The sequence below is a fragment of the Nocardioidaceae bacterium SCSIO 66511 genome, from assembly GCA_023100825.1.
GTDB lineage: Bacteria > Actinomycetota > Actinomycetes > Propionibacteriales > Nocardioidaceae > Solicola.
Genome location: CP095846.1, coordinates 2,521,726 through 2,536,981 on the forward strand (window position 1 = coordinate 2,521,726; position 15,256 = coordinate 2,536,981).

The window sequence follows — 15,256 nt, forward strand, 5'->3', positions numbered from 1 at the left end:
GAGCGTAAGGTCGAACGGTTCGACGGTCAACGCTTTCGTTTCCGGATGAGCAAAATCTGGGTGCCGAGCCGGGCGTCGAAACTCCGAAGCGGTCCGCTGCCTTGCTCGCGACTGACGCGCTGAGACGCGTGCTACCCAGACCGTCGGTGCGTTGGCCTAACGTGAGGTCATGGCTTCCGATCTGGTCGAGGATCCGACCGACGACATCGACCCGCGTACGCCCGTCGACGGTGTGCACGTCGTCGGCAGCCTGTCGCCGAGTCGTGCGTCGGACTTCATGACCTGCCCGCTGTTGTACCGGTTCCGCGTCATCGACAAGCTGCCGGAGGCGCCGAGTGCGGCGGCGGCCCGGGGCACAGTCGTGCATTCGGTGCTGGAGTCGTTGTACGACGAGCCGGCGTCGGATCGTACGCTCGAGCGCGCCGTCGAGCTGGTACGCCCGCAGTGGGAAGCGCTCTTGGAGCAGGAGCCGGAGCTGGCGACCATGTTCGAGGGTGACGACGCGCGTGACCTCGCCGACTGGCTCGGCGAATGCGGGTCGTTACTGGAGAAGTACTTCACCCTCGAGGATCCGACCCGGCTCGAGCCCGCTGACCGCGAGCTGTACGTCGAGCACGTACTCGACTCCAAGCTGCTCATCCGCGGCTACATCGACCGCCTCGACGTCGCGCCGACCGGCGAGGTGCGCGTCGTCGACTACAAGAGCGGACGGTCTCCGAGCGAGCTGTTCGAGGCCAAGGCTCTGTTTCAGATGAAGTTCTACGCGCTGGTGCTCTGGCGTACCCGCGGCACCGTGCCGACGCTGCTGCAGCTGATGTACCTCGGCAACGCCGAGATCCTGCGCTACGCACCCGATGAGGCCGATCTGCTCGCCACCGAGCGCAAGGTCAATGCTCTGTGGGACGCGATCGCGCGAGCCACCGAGACAGGCAACTGGCGTCCCCGCAAGAGCGCGCTGTGCGGTTGGTGCGACCACAAGGCGCACTGCCCCGAATGGGGCGGCACGCCGCCGCCGCTACCGACCGCCGACGACGCCGATCACTCCGGGTAGAGGTGGCACGCGACCTGCACATCGCCGGCCGTCCGAAGTTTCGGGTCCTCCCCCGGCTCGAACGTCACCTCGACGCCGTCCGGGCGTACGTCGCGACCGGCGACGCCCTTCCAGAGCGGCTCCTGTGGATCAGCGTCCTTGATCTTGGTGAGCACGTCGTCGACGTCCACACCGGTCTTGTCCTTACCGGCAGGCACATGTGCCGTGTGACTGGGTACGTCGAGTTCGTCGACCTCGCCGATGGTGGCGCGCTCGCGCTCGTAGTCTGCCTCGGGCACCTGCGTCCAGTGCGTCTCCAGCAGCACCCGAAGGTCGCGACTCTCCCAGCCGCATTTGTCGAACGCCGCCGGGCACCGCGGATGGAACGAGCACCCGAGCGGCGGGCTTGCGGCGTCGGGGATCTCACCCCGGGGCACCTCACGCGGGCCCGCCCGATCCGGGTCGAGATCGGGAATCGCGGCGACCAGCGACTTGGTGTACGGATGCTTCGGGTTGTTGAAGATCTCATCGGTCGAGCCGAGCTCGACGATCCGGCCGAGGTACATGATCGCAATGCGGTCGCAGAAGAACTTCGCGCTCGCGAGGTCGTGCGTGATGTAGACGTACGTGAGGTCGAGGTCGGCCTTGAGATCGAGCATCAGCTGCAGGATCTTCGAGCGTACGCTCATATCGAGCATCGATATCGGCTCGTCGGCGACCAACAGCTGCGGGTCGAGGATGATCGCCCGCGCGATCACGGCCCGCTGCTTCTGCCCGCCGGACAGGTCGCCCGGGTACTTCTTCAGGAACTGGTCGGCCGGCGAGAGCCCGACCCGCTCCAACGCATCGACGACCCGCTCGCGCAACTGAGCGCCGCGAGCGATCTTGTGGATCTTCAGCGGGTGCCCGACGGCCGTCTCGATGTCCATCGACGGGTTGAGCGCGGCGCTGGGGTCCTGGAAGACCATCTGCAGGTCGCGGCGGATCGAGCGCAGCTCGCTGTTCGAGAGTTCGCCGATCGCGCGGTCGCCGTAGTGGATGCTTCCGCCGGTGACCGGCGCCAGCCCGAGCAGCGAGCGCCCGAGCGTACTCTTGCCGCTGCCCGACTCCCCGACGAGTCCGAGCACCTCGCCCTTGGCGATGTCGAGCGTCACACCGTCGACGGCCTTGACGGATCCGGTGTCGCGTCCGAACAGCCGGGACAACCCACTGCCCTGCAGCCGGAAATGCACCTCGACGTCGCGCATCGTGATCAGGGGCGCCGCGCCCGCTGCGTTGTCCGGCGCCGGAGCGTCCTCATGCTTCGTCGGCAACGCTCAGCTCCTCTCGCTCGAGGCGGGTGCGTCCGCCTTCGGGAATCGCGTCGTCGGGCCCGTGCAGCCAGCACTCGACCCGTTGGTCGGGCGGTACGTTCAGGGGCACCGGCGCCTTCGACTCGCACACCTGCATGGCATGCGGACAACGCGGATGGAACAGGCAGCCCCCGGGCGGATCGATCAAGTCCGGCGGCGCACCCGGGATGAAGTTCAAACCCGTTGTCTGCAACGAGATCGTCGAGCGCAACAGCTCCTGGGTGTACGGATGCTGCGGATCCCGGAACACCGCCCTCGAGTCGCCGATCTCGACGATGCGTCCGGCGTACATCACCGCGACCCGGTCGCAGGCCTCGGCGACAATGCCGAGGTTGTGGGTGATCAGCAGCAGCGAGGTGTCGAACTCGCGGCGTACGTCGGCCAGGATGCGGATGATCTGTGCCTCGACGAGTACGTCGAGCGCGGTCGTCGGCTCGTCGGCGACGATGAACGACGGTCGCAGCACCAATGCGAGAGCGATCGTGAGCCGCTGGCGCATACCGCCGGAGAACTCGTGCGGGTACGACCGGAACCGCGTCGGGGGAATGCCGAGGACACGTAGCACCTCGAGCGAGGCATGCTGGATCTCGTCGTCGGGCATATCCGGATGATGTGCCTTCAGCGCCTCCGAGAAATGCTCCGAGATGCGCATCAGGGGGTTCAGCCGGGTCATCGGCTCCTGGAAGATCATCCCGAGCTCACGGCCGCGTAGCGCCGTGTGCTCCTTGCTCCCCAGAGGGGGCATCTTCGAGCCCTTGAACGTGATGTCTCCGTCGACGAAGGCTCCGCGCGGCAGCAGGCCGAGCAGGCCGCGGCCGAGGGTGGTCTTACCGCATCCGGACTCTCCGACGAGCCCGAGCGTCTCGCCCGGCCGGATGTCGAAGCTGACGCCGTTGACGGCCTTTGCGGCTCCGTGGTCGGTGCCGTACCAGACCCGAAGGTCGCGTACGGACAGCACGGCGTCCTTCGGCGCGACGTCCGGTGCTGGTTCTGAGGCGGTCGTCGGATCGCTCACTTCGCCGTCTCCTCTGCGGTGATCTTCTTCAGCCGTCGCTTGCGCAGCGTCGGGTTGATGGTCTCGTTGAGACCCTCACCGACCAGTGTCAGGCCGACGATCACCAGCACGATCGCCAGACCCGGGAACACTCCGGTCCACCAGATGCCGGCGGCGGCGTCTTCCAGCGCACTGCTCAGGTCGTAACCCCAGTCTGCTCCGTCGCTGGGTTGGATACCGAGACCGAGGAAGCCGAGCGCAGCCAGAGTCGACAGCGCATCGGAGGCGTTCAAGGTGCCGATCACCGGGACGCTCTGGATCACGTTGCCGAACAGGTAGCGGCTGATGACGGTACGCCCCGGGGCGCCGATGGCACGGGCGGCCTCGACGTACGTCGCCTCCCGCGCGCTCACCGTGCTGTTTCGTACGACCCGGAAGTACTGCGGCATATAGACCACGGTCAGCGACAGTGCGGCCGAGACCACACCGGCGCCGATCTTCTCGCTGAGCAGGAAGCCGACCACGATCGCCAGCAGCAGCGACGGGAACGCGTACAGCGCATCCATGATCAGCACCAGGATGCGGTCGAGCCAGCCGCCGACGTAACCCGAGATCAACCCGAGCACCAGGCCCAGGATGAGCGACCCGAGCACCGCGAGCACGATCACCATCAACGCGGTACGCGAGCCGAACACGACCCGCGACCACACGTCGTAACCGAAGCCGTCGGTGCCCATCAGGTGGTCGCCGCCCGGAGCGGCCTTCTGCGGGAAGTCGACGCCGTCGGCGGAGTTCTGGGCGAACCCGAAGGGTGCGATCCAGTTAGCAAAGACCGCCAGGATCACGAAGAACCCGACGATGATGATGCCGGAGAGCAGAACCCAGCGGCCCAGACCGCTGGTATTGCGAATCGGCGAGGTGAGCTTGTTCCAGAGACCCATGTCAGTACCTCACCCTCGGGTCGATCATCGCGTTGATGATGTCGATCACCAGGCTCACCACGACGACGACGATCGCGAACAGGCTGATGATGCCCTGCACGGCGATGTAGTCGCGCCCTTCGATGTAGTCGATCAGCCGGTTGCCGAGTCCTGGCCAGGCGAACGTCTTCTCCGTGAGCACCGCGCCGGACATCAGCAGCGCGACCTGCAGGCCGACGATGGTGACGACCGGAACGAGAGCGTTGCGGAAGGCATGCGAGCGGACGACCTTGCTCTCCTTGATGCCGCGCGCGCGGGCAGCCTCGACGTAGTCGGCCTGCAAGGTCTGCAGCACATTGACTCGGGTGAGCCGGATGAAGATGCCGCAGATCAGCAGCGCGAGCGTGACCGCCGGAAGCATCAGATGCTGGAGGACGTCGGCTACCGCAGTGCTGTCGCCGGCGATGATCGCGTCGACGAGCAGGATGTGGGTGCGGCTCGGCACGTTGTAGGTCGTCATCGTGTCGCTGTCGCCGAGCAGCGGCCAGCCCGGGAAGGCTTTCAGGAACAGGATCTGCACCAGCAGACCGGTGTAGAACACCGGGGCGGCGTACGTGATGATGCCGAAGATCCGGATCACGGCATCGCTCGTGGTGTCGCGCATGCGCCCGGCCAGCAACCCGAGCGGAATGCCGATAACCAGGGCGATGAGCAGTGCCGAGACCGTGAGCGTCAGCGTGGCGCCGCCATTCTCCTTGACCACGTCGAGGATCGGCTGGTTATCGGTGATCGTGCTGCCGAAGTCGAGTCGCAGGACACTACCGAGGTAGTCGAAGTACTGGACGATCAGCGGCCGGTCGAGGCCGAGCTGTGCGCGGCGCTCGTCGAGCGCTGCCTCCGACAACCGGCCGCCGACCGATGCGGAGACGGGGTCACCCGGGGCGACCCGCATCAGCAGGAAAACCAGGGTGAGCAGGATCCACACCATCGGGATGATGAGGAACAGGCGTTGCACGATGTAGCGGGGTAACGAACCGGCCTGGGCCGCCATCGAACCTCCCTCTCAGCTACGGGCGCTGACACGCCGAGAGGAGGGGAGCCCGGATCGAGCAACCCCTCCCCTCGTACGGGTCAGCCTTGGTACGACACCATCCAGAACCGGAAGATGAACGCGGGGTCCAGAGTCTCCTTGACGCCATCGATGCCCGGCTGGGTCACGGCGACGTTCTTGCCGACCCAGGTCGGAACCGTCGGGACGTCCTCGGCGGCGATGTCCTGGATCTTGCCGAACGCCTTCTCTCGGGTCGCCGCGTCATCGGTGCCCTGCTCCTCGGCCACCAGCTTGTTGATCTCCGGGTTCTTGTAGTTGTTGGCGTAGAAGCCACCGTCTACGAAGAAGGGCGACAGGTAGTTGTCGGCGTCGAGGAAGTCGGGGAACCAGCCGAGGATGAACAGGTCGTACGCGTTCTCCTTGTAGAGGTTCTGGTACTGCTCCCACTCCGCGCTCTTGGTCGTCGCGTTGAACAGACCGCTGTCGTTGAGCTGGCTCTTCAGCTCGGTGGCCTCATCGACGGCATTGGGGCCGTAGTGCGACGGGGTGTAGCCGAGCGTGATGTCGACCGGAGTCTTGACGCCCGCCTTCTGCAGGATGGCCTTCGCCTTGTCGACGCTCGGCTCGCCGTACTTGGTCTTGAACGAGTCGACCTGACCCGGGAAGCCCGGCGGGACCGGCGAGTACAGCGGGTCGACGGTGCCCTCGTACGCACGGTCGGAGATCGCCTGCCGGTCGACCAGCTGCGCGACGGCCTGGCGGATCGCCTTGTCCTTGCCGACCGGCGTGCCGAGCTGCCAGGTCCAGTAGCGGATCTCCGCGCCCTCGCCCTTCTCGACGTTGACGCTGTCGTTGCCCTCGAGGTCGGTCAGATCGGTCGGGCTCAGGCTGCGCCATGCCACCTGGACCTCGTCGTTCTGGATCGCGAGCTTGAGGTTCGACGACTCCGGGTAGTACTTGACGAAGATCAGCGGCGACTTGCCCTCGTTGGCGCCCTGATAGGTCTCCGACTTCTTCAGTGACGCCTGTTGGCCCGACTCGTAGTCGTCCATCACGTACGGACCGGAGCCGATGACATCGGCGTCGCCGGCGATCTTGTCGGCCGGGAACACGTCCTCGTCGACGATCGAGGTCGAGGAGTGCGTCAGCACGAACTGGAACGTCGTATCGGGCCTGCTCAGGTTGAACTGGACCGTCTTGTCGTCGGGGGTCTCGATGTCCTTCAGGCTCGCGAGCAGCGTCGAAGCGCCGTTGGGGTCGGCGATCTTCAGGTTGCGGTCGAAGGAGTACTTCACATCGGATGAGGTGAGCTCATCGCCGTTGGAGAACTTCAACCCGTCGCGCAGCGTGCAGACGACCGTCTTCGGGTCCTTGTACTCGCACTTCTCGGCCGCATCGCCCTGGGGCTTGTTCTCGCCCGCGGGGATGGTCAGCAGCGTCTGGTAGATCGCGTAGTGCAGCGTGGACGAGCCGAGGTCGTACGCACCTGCGGGGTCGAGGGCCGTCACTTTGTCGGTCGTACCGAGCGTCCAGGGCTCGCCGGTGCCGCCGGCTGCGCCACCGCTGTCATCGTCGCCGCCGCATGCCGCCAGCGACAGAGCCAGCACACCCGCGCTGGCCAAGGCCAGGATCTTCTTCACAGCCCAATACCTCTCGTTTCGCGGAACCCCGTCGTCGGAGAGCCGACATACCAGAATGTGGACACCCTACTAGTGACGGTCGTCGTGTAAAGACGATGACGGACGCTACAGCATCGCAATCCTGCAACGATCTGGCGCCGCCCATGCAGAAGGGTGCAAGACGTACGGTCTCAGGCCGAAACCGCGAGAAGGAGGCGGCCGGCGTCGAGCCCTTCGAGGGTGTCGCGCTCGGCAGTGCGCGCCGATGCGGGTACGGGGACGTGGTGCGGGATCGCCAGCACCCGACAGCCCGCCGCAGCGGCCGATGCCGCACCCGTCGGCGAGTCCTCGATCGCAACGCAGTCGGCCGGGTCGACGCCGAGGATGCGCGCTGCGGTGAGGTACGGGGCCGGATGCGGTTTGCCGTCGCTGACCTCGTCACCCACCACGACCGCATCGAAGCTGTCGGCCGGGAGCCGGCGCAGGAGCGGCTCGACGATCGCGCGGTACGACATCGTCACCAGCGCGGTCGGCACGTCGTTCGTACGCAGGTCTGCGAGCAGATCGAGGGCGCCGGGTCGCCAGTCGAGCGGACCCTCCATGCGCTCGGCCATCACAGTGACCAGCTCGTCGACGACCTGCTCGGCCGTCATGGTGAGGTTCATCCGCTCGCGGATGTAGCGGCCCGAGTCGATCAGGTCGTTGCCGACCAGTTTGAGCGCGTCGTCCTTCGTCCACTCCGCCCCGTGGCGCCGCGCGAGGTCGTACTCCGCTTCGATCCACAGCGGTTCGGTGTCGACGATGGTGCCGTCGAGGTCCCACAGGACCGCGGCCGGAAGTCCCTGTTGCATAGCGCGATTCTCTCAGCCGCCGTCCGCGGCCCGTTGCGCTCCCCTACCGCCCGCGAATTGCCCTGGGTCGTGCGGGCCACCCGCGCGGTTTGCCTTGGAACCAAGGCAAACCGCGCCTCCCCAAGGCACACGTCGCGTGGGATGTGACAACCCGCCGTGGGAGGTACGGAGCGAGTCCGAGACGAACGGGCAAGCGCGCCACTCACGCCGGAATCCGTCCACAGACCGTCACGGGTCTCCCAGATTTCCCCAGGCGTACGTGATGGCCGAACAAGTTGAGCAAGTCCACCGCACCCTGCAGGGCATGAATGACGACGGATTCTTCTCCTGGGCGATCGAGCGTGGTGGGTTCTTCACCCGCGGCGAGGCTATCGACTGCGGCATGCGTGACTCTCAGCTACGCCAAGCGGTTCGCGCGAAATACCTCGTGCGACTCCGCCACGGCTACTACTCCCCCTCGACGTACGTGGAATCGCTCGATTCGACGGAACGCCATGCACTTCTCGCTCGGGCGGTGCATCACCGCCTCGGCGACCGGTACGCGTTGGCCGGCATCTCGGCATGCGCCGTGCAGGGCGTCGAACTGTGGAGCGACGACCTCACCACGGTGCATGTTGTGCGAATCGACGGACGCACTGGCCGGAAGGAAGCTGGTGTGCGCTATCACGAGTTCCCAGTGGAGCCAGAGGCCGATGTCGTGTCGGTCGGAGCCGTTCGCGCCATGAACCCTGCCCACGCAGTCTGGCAGGCCGGTTGCGACCAAACGATCGAGCGCGGGTTGGTGTCCACGAACTCCGCGCTCCATCGCGGCATCGTGACAGCGGAAACACTCCGGTCGCGGGCTGCGGCCTTCAGTCGTTGGCCGGGTTCACGCGGGGCACGAATCGCGATCGGCCTCGCCGACCCACGCGTCGAGAGTGTGGGAGAGTCACGGACGTTCTACCTGTGCTGGGAGCAGCACTTGCCCCTCCCGGAGCCGCAGTTCGAGGTGATTGACGATGCGGGCACCCTCATCGGTCGTACCGACTTCGCCTGGCACGAGTACCGCCACGTCGCTGAGTTCGATGGCGCAGCCAAATACAGCCGCTACCTTCGTCCGGGCGAAAGCATCAGCGATGCGGTAATGCGCGAGAAGGTTAGGGAGAACCTGATCCGAGCCGAGCTGTTCGGCGTCACCCGCATCATCTGGATCGAGCTCACATCATCGAAACGCCTGCACACGGCACGGACCCTCCATGAGGCGCTCGACCAGAGTCGTCGCTTGTACACGCGCAATCGTACTGTCGTCGCGTAGTCGCGCCCGTTTGCGGCACGCCCCAACGTGGACTGCTACCTCGCACGGCACATACCCCTTGGGAGAGCGCGGACTCCCTTGGGACCAAGGCAAACCGCGGGATGCGTCGCACACTCCACGACAAACACGCACTCCCCACAGCACACACCCCCTGGGAAGCGCGGACTCCCTTGGGACCAAGGCAAACCGCGCCCCGTCCATGCGGCCGCCGCCGCAAACCACGGGCAGCGGTCAGCGGGCGTTGAAGTAGGACGCCTCGGGGTGGTGGAGCACGATCGCGTCGGTGGACTGCTCGGGGTGGAGCTGTAGCTCTTCAGACAGCGAGACGCCGATGCGCTCGGGGCGCAGCAGCCGTACGATCTGCGCGCGGTCCTCGAGATCGGGGCACGCCGGGTAGCCGAAGGAGTAGCGCTCCCCGCGGTAGCCCTGCTTCAGGATCCCCGACAGCTCGGCCGCGTCGTCGCCGCCGATCCCGAGCTCGGCGCGTACGCGAGCGTGCCAGTACTCCGCCAGCGCCTCGGTCAGCTGCACCGACAACCCGTGCAGCTCGAGATAGTCGCGGTACGCGTTGCGCTCGAACAGCTCGGCGGTCACCTCGCTGACATGGGCGCCCATGGTCACCAGCTGGAGACCGATGACATCGAGCTGGCCGGAGTCCTTGGGCCGGAAGAAGTCCGCTAGGCACAGGAACCGTCCGCGCTGCTGGCGCGGGAACGAGAACCGCGCCACCTCGCCCGACTGCGTCTCCGCATCCAGTACGACGAGGTCGTCGCCCTCGGCGAAGCACGGCCAGTATCCGTAGACGACACCGGGTTTCATGATGCCCTCGGTCTGGATGCGGTCGAGCCACATCCGCAACCGCGGGCGTCCCTCGGACTCGACCAGCTCGTCGTACGAAGGACCGTCGTCGGCCCGCGACGATTTCAGGCCCCACTGCCCCATGAACGTCGCCCGCTCGTCGAGCCAGCCGGCGAAGTCGCCGAGCTGCACACCCTTGACGATGCGGTCACCCCAGAACGGCGGGGTGGGCACGTCGACGTCCGTTGCGACGTCGGACCGCGCAGGCACCTCCACCGGCTCAGCAGTTGCGGCCGCGGTACGCGAACGGACCTTGCGTTTGCGCAGCGGCGGGAGCTCGGCGCCGGGTACGCCGCGCTTCACGGCGACCAGGGCATCCATCAGCCGCAATCCCTCGAATGCGTCGCGCGCATAGCGAACGTCGCCTTCGTAGAGCTCCGCGAGATCCTCCTCGACGTACCCGCGGGTCAACGCCGCGCCGCCGAGCAGCACCGGGAACTCGCCCGCTTGCCCGCGCGAGTTGAGCTCCTCGAGGTTCTCCTTCATCACGACTGTGCTCTTGACCAGCAGACCGGACATGCCGATCACGTCCGCGCGGTTCTCCTCGGCGGCCTCGACGATCGCGTTGACCGGCTGCTTGATGCCGATGTTGACCACGTTGTAGCCGTTGTTGGTGAGGATGATGTCGACGAGATTCTTGCCGATGTCGTGCACATCGCCCTTGACCGTCGCCAGCACGATGGTGCCCTTGCCGTCGTCGTCCTCGGTCTTCTCGATATGAGGTTCGAGATGGGCGACGGCGGCCTTCATCGTCTCGGCCGACTGGAGTACGAAGGGCAGCTGCATCTCGCCCTTGCCGAACAGCTCCCCGACGACCTTCATGCCCTCCAGCAGCTCGTCGTTGATGATCTCGAGCGCCGTCTGCCCACCGGCCATCGCTTCGTCCAGGTCGGCGTCGAGTCCGTTGGACTCACCGTCGATGATCCGCCGCTGAAGCCGATCCGACAGCGGCAGCGCCGCGAGCTCCTCCGCACGAGACGCCTTCGCGTCCGCGGCCTTGACGCCCTCGAACAATCCGAGCAGCTTCTGCAGCGGGTCGTAGCCCTCGGACCGCCGGTCGTACACGAGATCGAGCGCGACTTCGCGCTGTTCGTCGGGGATGCGGTTCATCGGCAGGATCTTGCTCGCGTGCACGATCGCCGCGTCCAGGCCCGCCTCCTGGCACTCGTGCAGGAACGCGGAGTTGACGACCTGCCGTGCCGCCGGGTTGAGCCCGAAGGAGATGTTCGAAAGACCGAGTACGGTCTGCACCCTCGGTCGGCGTTGCTTCAGCAGCCGGATTGCCTCGATCGTCTCGACTCCGTCGCGCCGGCTCTCCTCCTGCCCGGTGCCGAGCGTGAACGTGAGGGTGTCGACCAGGATCGATCCCTCGTCGAGGCCCCATTCGTCGACGAGCTTGTCGATCGTGCGCTCGGCGATGGCCACCTTGTGCTCGGCGGTACGCGCCTGCCCCTCCTCATCGATGCACATCACGACGACACCGGCGCCGTGCTCCTTGATCAGCGGCATCATCCGGGCGTACCGACTCTGCGGACCGTCGCCGTCCTCGAGGTTTACCGAGTTGACGACGCAGCGCCCGCCAAGCAGCTCGAGACCCGCCTGGATCACCGGCGGCTCTGTGGAGTCGAGCATGATCGGCAGCGTCGACGCGGTCGCGAGCCGCGACGCGATCTCCTTCATGTCAACGGCGCCGTCGCGGCCGACGTAGTCGACGCACAGGTCGAGCAGATGCGATCCGTCGCGGATCTGCGCACGCGCGATCTCGACGATGTCGTCCCAGCGCTCCTCCAGCAGCGCTTCGCGGAACGCCTTGCTGCCGTTGGCGTTCGTACGCTCACCGACCGCGAGGTACGAAGCGTCCTGACGGAACGGCACGCTCTGGTAGAGGCTGGCAACGCTCGGCTCCGAGCTGGGCGTACGCTCGGCCAGCTTTCGGCCGCGTACGCGCTCGACGACCTGGCGCAGGTGCGCCGGCGTGGTGCCGCAGCACCCGCCGACGAGCGACAAGCCGTAGTCGCGGGTGAACGTGTCGTGCGCATCTGCCAGCTCTTCGGGCGTCAGCGGGTAGTGCGCGCCGTCCTTGGTCAGCTGCGGGAGCCCGGCGTTGGGCATACAGGCCAGACCGATGCTCGACGTACGCGCGAGGTAGCGGAGGTGCTCGCTCATCTCGGCCGGACCCGTCGCGCAGTTGAGCCCGATCAAGTCGACGCCGAGGGGTTCGAGGGCGGTGAGCGCCGCGCCGATCTCGCTGCCGAGGAGCATCGTGCCGGTCGTCTCGACCGTCACGTTGACGATGATCGGCACGGCGGAGTCGGCGGTCGTACGCGCGCGTTTCGCGCCGATGATGGCGGCCTTGGCCTGCAGGAGGTCCTGCGCGGTTTCGACCAGGATCGCGTCTGCCCCGCCCTCGATGAGTCCGCGCGCTGCGTCCTCGTAGGAGTCACGGAGTACGGCGAACGGCGCATGGCCGAGCGTCGGCAGCTTCGTACCGGGCCCGAGCGAACCGAGTACCCAGCGCGGGTGGTCGTCGGTCGACCAGGCGTCTGCCGCCTCCCGCGCGATCGCCGCGCCCGCACGCGCCAACTCGTACGTACGCTCGGTGATGTCGTACTCGCCGAGGTTGCCGAAGTTTGCGCCGAAGGTGTTGGTGCCGACGCAGTCGCAGCCCACCTCGTAGAACGAGTCGTGAATCGAACGAACCACGTCGGGCCGGGTGACGTTCAGGATCTCGTTACAGCCCTCGTGCTGTTCGAAGTCATCGAGGTCCAGGTCGAACGACTGCAACATCGTGCCCATCGCCCCGTCCGCAACGACGACGCGCTCGGCGAGCGCACTTCGCAGGGACACTGGGGACGCAGGCATGGTGACGATCAACTCCGTGCTTTCGGGGAGTGCGGCTGTGCGGCCGCAGGACTCCTCGAGTCTACGAGGTCGCTGTTCGAACTGTGGACACACGTCTCCACCAGTGAGACGAGGGTCTCGCCGGATGGTCTGACGGTGGCGGCGCCTACTCTGGACGGGTGGAGAGTCACAGGGAGCCCCTCGGCCTGATCGACCCGTGGATGGTCGTGGCGTTCGAGGGTTGGAACGACGCGGCCGAGTCGGCCTCGGGCGTCATCGACCACCTCATCGAGGTGTGGGATGCCGAGCAGATCGCCGAGATGGATCCCGACGACTACTACGACTTCCAGGTCAACCGCCCGTACGTCGGTGTCACGTCCAGTGGCGATCGCGGCATCACCTGGCCGACGACGCGGGTGTACGTCGCCCGGCCGGTCGGGGCCGAGCGCGACATCGTCCTGGTCCGCGGCATCGAGCCGAACATGCGGTGGCGGCAGTTCTCCGAGGAGCTGCTGATGATCGCCGACTGGCTCGACGTACGAATGGTGGTGACTCTCGGCGCGTTGCTGACCGACACCCCCCACACCCGGCCGGTCCCCATCACCGGGTCGGTGAGCGATCCCGGGCTCGTCGCACGACTCGAGCTCGAGGAGTCCCGGTACGAAGGCCCGACCGGCATCAACGGCGTCTTCACCGATATGTGCGTACGCGCCGGCATCCCGAACGCCTCGTTGTGGGCCGCGGTGCCCCATTATGTCGGCCAGCCGCCGTGCCCGAAGGCCACCCTCGCCCTGCTCGGCCGGCTCGAAGACGTCTTCGGCCTCAGCATCGCCGAGGGCGACCTGCCCGAGGAGGCGCGTGCGTGGGAGCGCGGCGTCGACGAGCTCGCGAGCGAGGACGGCGAGATCGCAGAGTACGTCGAGTCGCTCGAGGAGGCGCGTGACACCAGCGAGCTTCCGGAGGCGTCCGGCGACGCGATCGCCCGGGAGTTCGAGCGCTACCTGAAGCGCCGCTCGGGAGACTGAGCGCTCAGCAACGACCGCTCAGAGCCGTAGCCCGAGGAGTGCGTCGAGCGCGGCTCGTACCGCGGCTGGGTCGCCATCGAGCCGATCGGCGCCGGCGAGTGTCGCTTCCGCCCACGAGTCGATCGCCGCCAGCGCGGTCGGCGCATCCAGGTCGTCTGCAAGCGCCGCGCGGAGCTCTGCGACCAGCGGAGCCGCCGGCGCGACACGATCGGTGTCGAGCGCCGTGCGCCAGCGCTCGATGCGACCCCGGGAGGACTCGAGGTCGGCGTCGGTCCATTCCCAGTCGGAGCGGTAATGATGCGCGAGTAGCGCGGCGCGGATCGCGACCGGCTCGACGCCCTGCTCGCGCAGCGCCGAGACGAGCACCAGATTGCCCTTCGACTTCGACATCTTCTCACCGTCGTAGCCGACCATCCCCGCGTGTACATATGTACGCGCAAAGCGCTCCCCGTCGCGCGCGACCTGCGCCTCGGAGGCCGACATCTCGTGATGCGGGAACACCAGATCCGATCCGCCGCCCTGTACGTCGAAGCCCGTACCGAGGTAGTTCAGTGCCATGGATGCGCACTCCATGTGCCAGCCCGGACGGCCGCGGCCGAGACTGCTGTCCCACGCCGGCTCCCCCGGGCGCTCGGCCTGCCAGACCAGTGTGTCCAGGGGGTCGCGTTTGCCCGCACGATCGGGGTCGCCGCCGCGCTCGGCGGAGAGCCCGATCATCGTCGCGCGGTCGAGTCCGGAGATCTCACCGAACGTCGGATCGGCGTGCACCGCGAAGTACAGGTCGCCGTCTACCTCGTACACCGCATCGCGCTTGCGGAGGTCCTCGACCAGGTCAGTGACGAGGTCGACCGTCTCTACCGCGCCGAGGTAGTGGTCCGGCGGAAGCACACCGAGTGCGGTCATGTCGTCACGGAAGAGCTGGGTCTCGCGCTCGGCCAACTCCTGCCAGTCGGTTCCGGTCTGGGTCGCGCGCTCGAGGAGCGGATCGTCGACGTCGGTGACGTTCTGGACGTACATGACATCGGTGCCGTGGTCACGCCACACCCGCTGCAGCAGGTCGAATGCGAGGTACGTCGCCGCGTGCCCGAGATGGGTGGCGTCGTACGGCGTGATGCCGCATACGTACATACGTGCCCGCTCGGCCGGATCGATGGTGACGCGTTCATCCGAGGCCGTGTCGTGGACCGTTGGCGCCGGCCCGCGACCGAAGCCCAGCGTCGACAGGTCAGGGACGTCGCGTGTCGGCCAGGAGCGCATGCACCCGAGCCTAAGCGCTTGTTGGCGGCAACCGTTCGCCGGTCCCGGATGGCGAACAGCCGACAACCGATCGAGTTCACGCCGTGTTCGTGCACCGGATGCCGTACCACGACCTGGTTGCCACCCTCACCCAACAGCCTGGCCACGCCCCAGCACCTGTTCGA

The 15,256-nt window shown here is 66.9% G+C and carries 11 protein-coding genes; 3 read left to right on the forward strand and 8 right to left on the reverse strand.

Annotated elements, in window-relative coordinates; translation table 11 throughout:
* Nucleotides 1-169 precede the first annotated feature (169 nt).
* Nucleotides 170-1,051: a PD-(D/E)XK nuclease family protein gene (locus MU582_11830; protein ID UPK73139.1), complete on the forward strand. Its 882-nt coding sequence runs from the start codon at nucleotides 170-172 to the stop codon at nucleotides 1,049-1,051.
* Here the strand turns inward: MU582_11830 and MU582_11835 are convergent.
* The 6 genes from MU582_11835 to MU582_11860 form a co-directional block, all read right to left on the reverse strand.
* Nucleotides 1,039-2,343, reverse strand: a complete 1,305-nt coding sequence (locus tag MU582_11835) for an ABC transporter ATP-binding protein (protein UPK73140.1) — start codon at nucleotides 2,341-2,343, stop codon at nucleotides 1,039-1,041. The two genes, MU582_11830 and MU582_11835, sit on opposite strands and share 13 nt — an antisense overlap.
* On the reverse strand, nucleotides 2,327-3,397 hold the full coding sequence (locus tag MU582_11840; protein UPK73141.1) for an ABC transporter ATP-binding protein: 1,071 nt from the start codon (nucleotides 3,395-3,397) through the stop codon (nucleotides 2,327-2,329). The genes MU582_11835 and MU582_11840 overlap by 17 nt, the downstream gene beginning before the upstream one ends.
* Entirely contained in the window at nucleotides 3,394-4,317 is a 924-nt protein-coding gene (locus tag MU582_11845; protein ID UPK73142.1) for an ABC transporter permease, read from the reverse strand. The genes MU582_11840 and MU582_11845 overlap by 4 nt, the downstream gene beginning before the upstream one ends.
* Nucleotide 4,318: 1 nt before the next feature.
* On the reverse strand, nucleotides 4,319-5,347 hold the full coding sequence (locus MU582_11850; protein UPK73143.1) for an ABC transporter permease: 1,029 nt from the start codon (nucleotides 5,345-5,347) through the stop codon (nucleotides 4,319-4,321).
* 80 nt (nucleotides 5,348-5,427) lie between these two features.
* Nucleotides 5,428-6,987: an ABC transporter substrate-binding protein gene (locus MU582_11855; protein UPK73144.1), complete on the reverse strand. Its 1,560-nt coding sequence runs from the start codon at nucleotides 6,985-6,987 to the stop codon at nucleotides 5,428-5,430.
* Nucleotides 6,988-7,157: 170 nt separating this feature from the next.
* A complete protein-coding gene (locus MU582_11860; protein ID UPK73145.1) occupies nucleotides 7,158-7,817 on the reverse strand; it encodes an HAD family phosphatase in 660 nt (219 codons plus the stop codon).
* Between the two features lie 304 nt (nucleotides 7,818-8,121).
* Between MU582_11860 and MU582_11865 the strand changes: the two genes are divergently transcribed.
* Nucleotides 8,122-9,111: a type IV toxin-antitoxin system AbiEi family antitoxin domain-containing protein gene (locus tag MU582_11865; GenBank protein ID UPK73146.1), complete on the forward strand. Its 990-nt coding sequence runs from the start codon at nucleotides 8,122-8,124 to the stop codon at nucleotides 9,109-9,111.
* Between the two features lie 231 nt (nucleotides 9,112-9,342).
* Here MU582_11865 and metH read toward each other — a convergent pair whose 3' ends face one another.
* A complete protein-coding gene (metH, locus tag MU582_11870) occupies nucleotides 9,343-12,831 on the reverse strand; it encodes a methionine synthase (protein UPK73147.1) in 3,489 nt (1,162 codons plus the stop codon).
* 200 nt (nucleotides 12,832-13,031) lie between these two features.
* On the opposite strand from metH, the gene MU582_11875 reads away from it, so the two are divergent.
* Complete coding sequence (locus MU582_11875; GenBank protein UPK77158.1) at nucleotides 13,032-13,835, forward strand: PAC2 family protein; 804 nt, start codon at nucleotides 13,032-13,034, stop codon at nucleotides 13,833-13,835.
* Nucleotides 13,836-13,853: 18 nt separating this feature from the next.
* Here the strand turns inward: MU582_11875 and mshC are convergent, their stop codons facing one another.
* Entirely contained in the window at nucleotides 13,854-15,092 is a 1,239-nt protein-coding gene (gene mshC / locus MU582_11880) for a cysteine--1-D-myo-inosityl 2-amino-2-deoxy-alpha-D-glucopyranoside ligase (protein ID UPK73148.1), read from the reverse strand.
* Nucleotides 15,093-15,256: the final 164 nt, after the last annotated feature.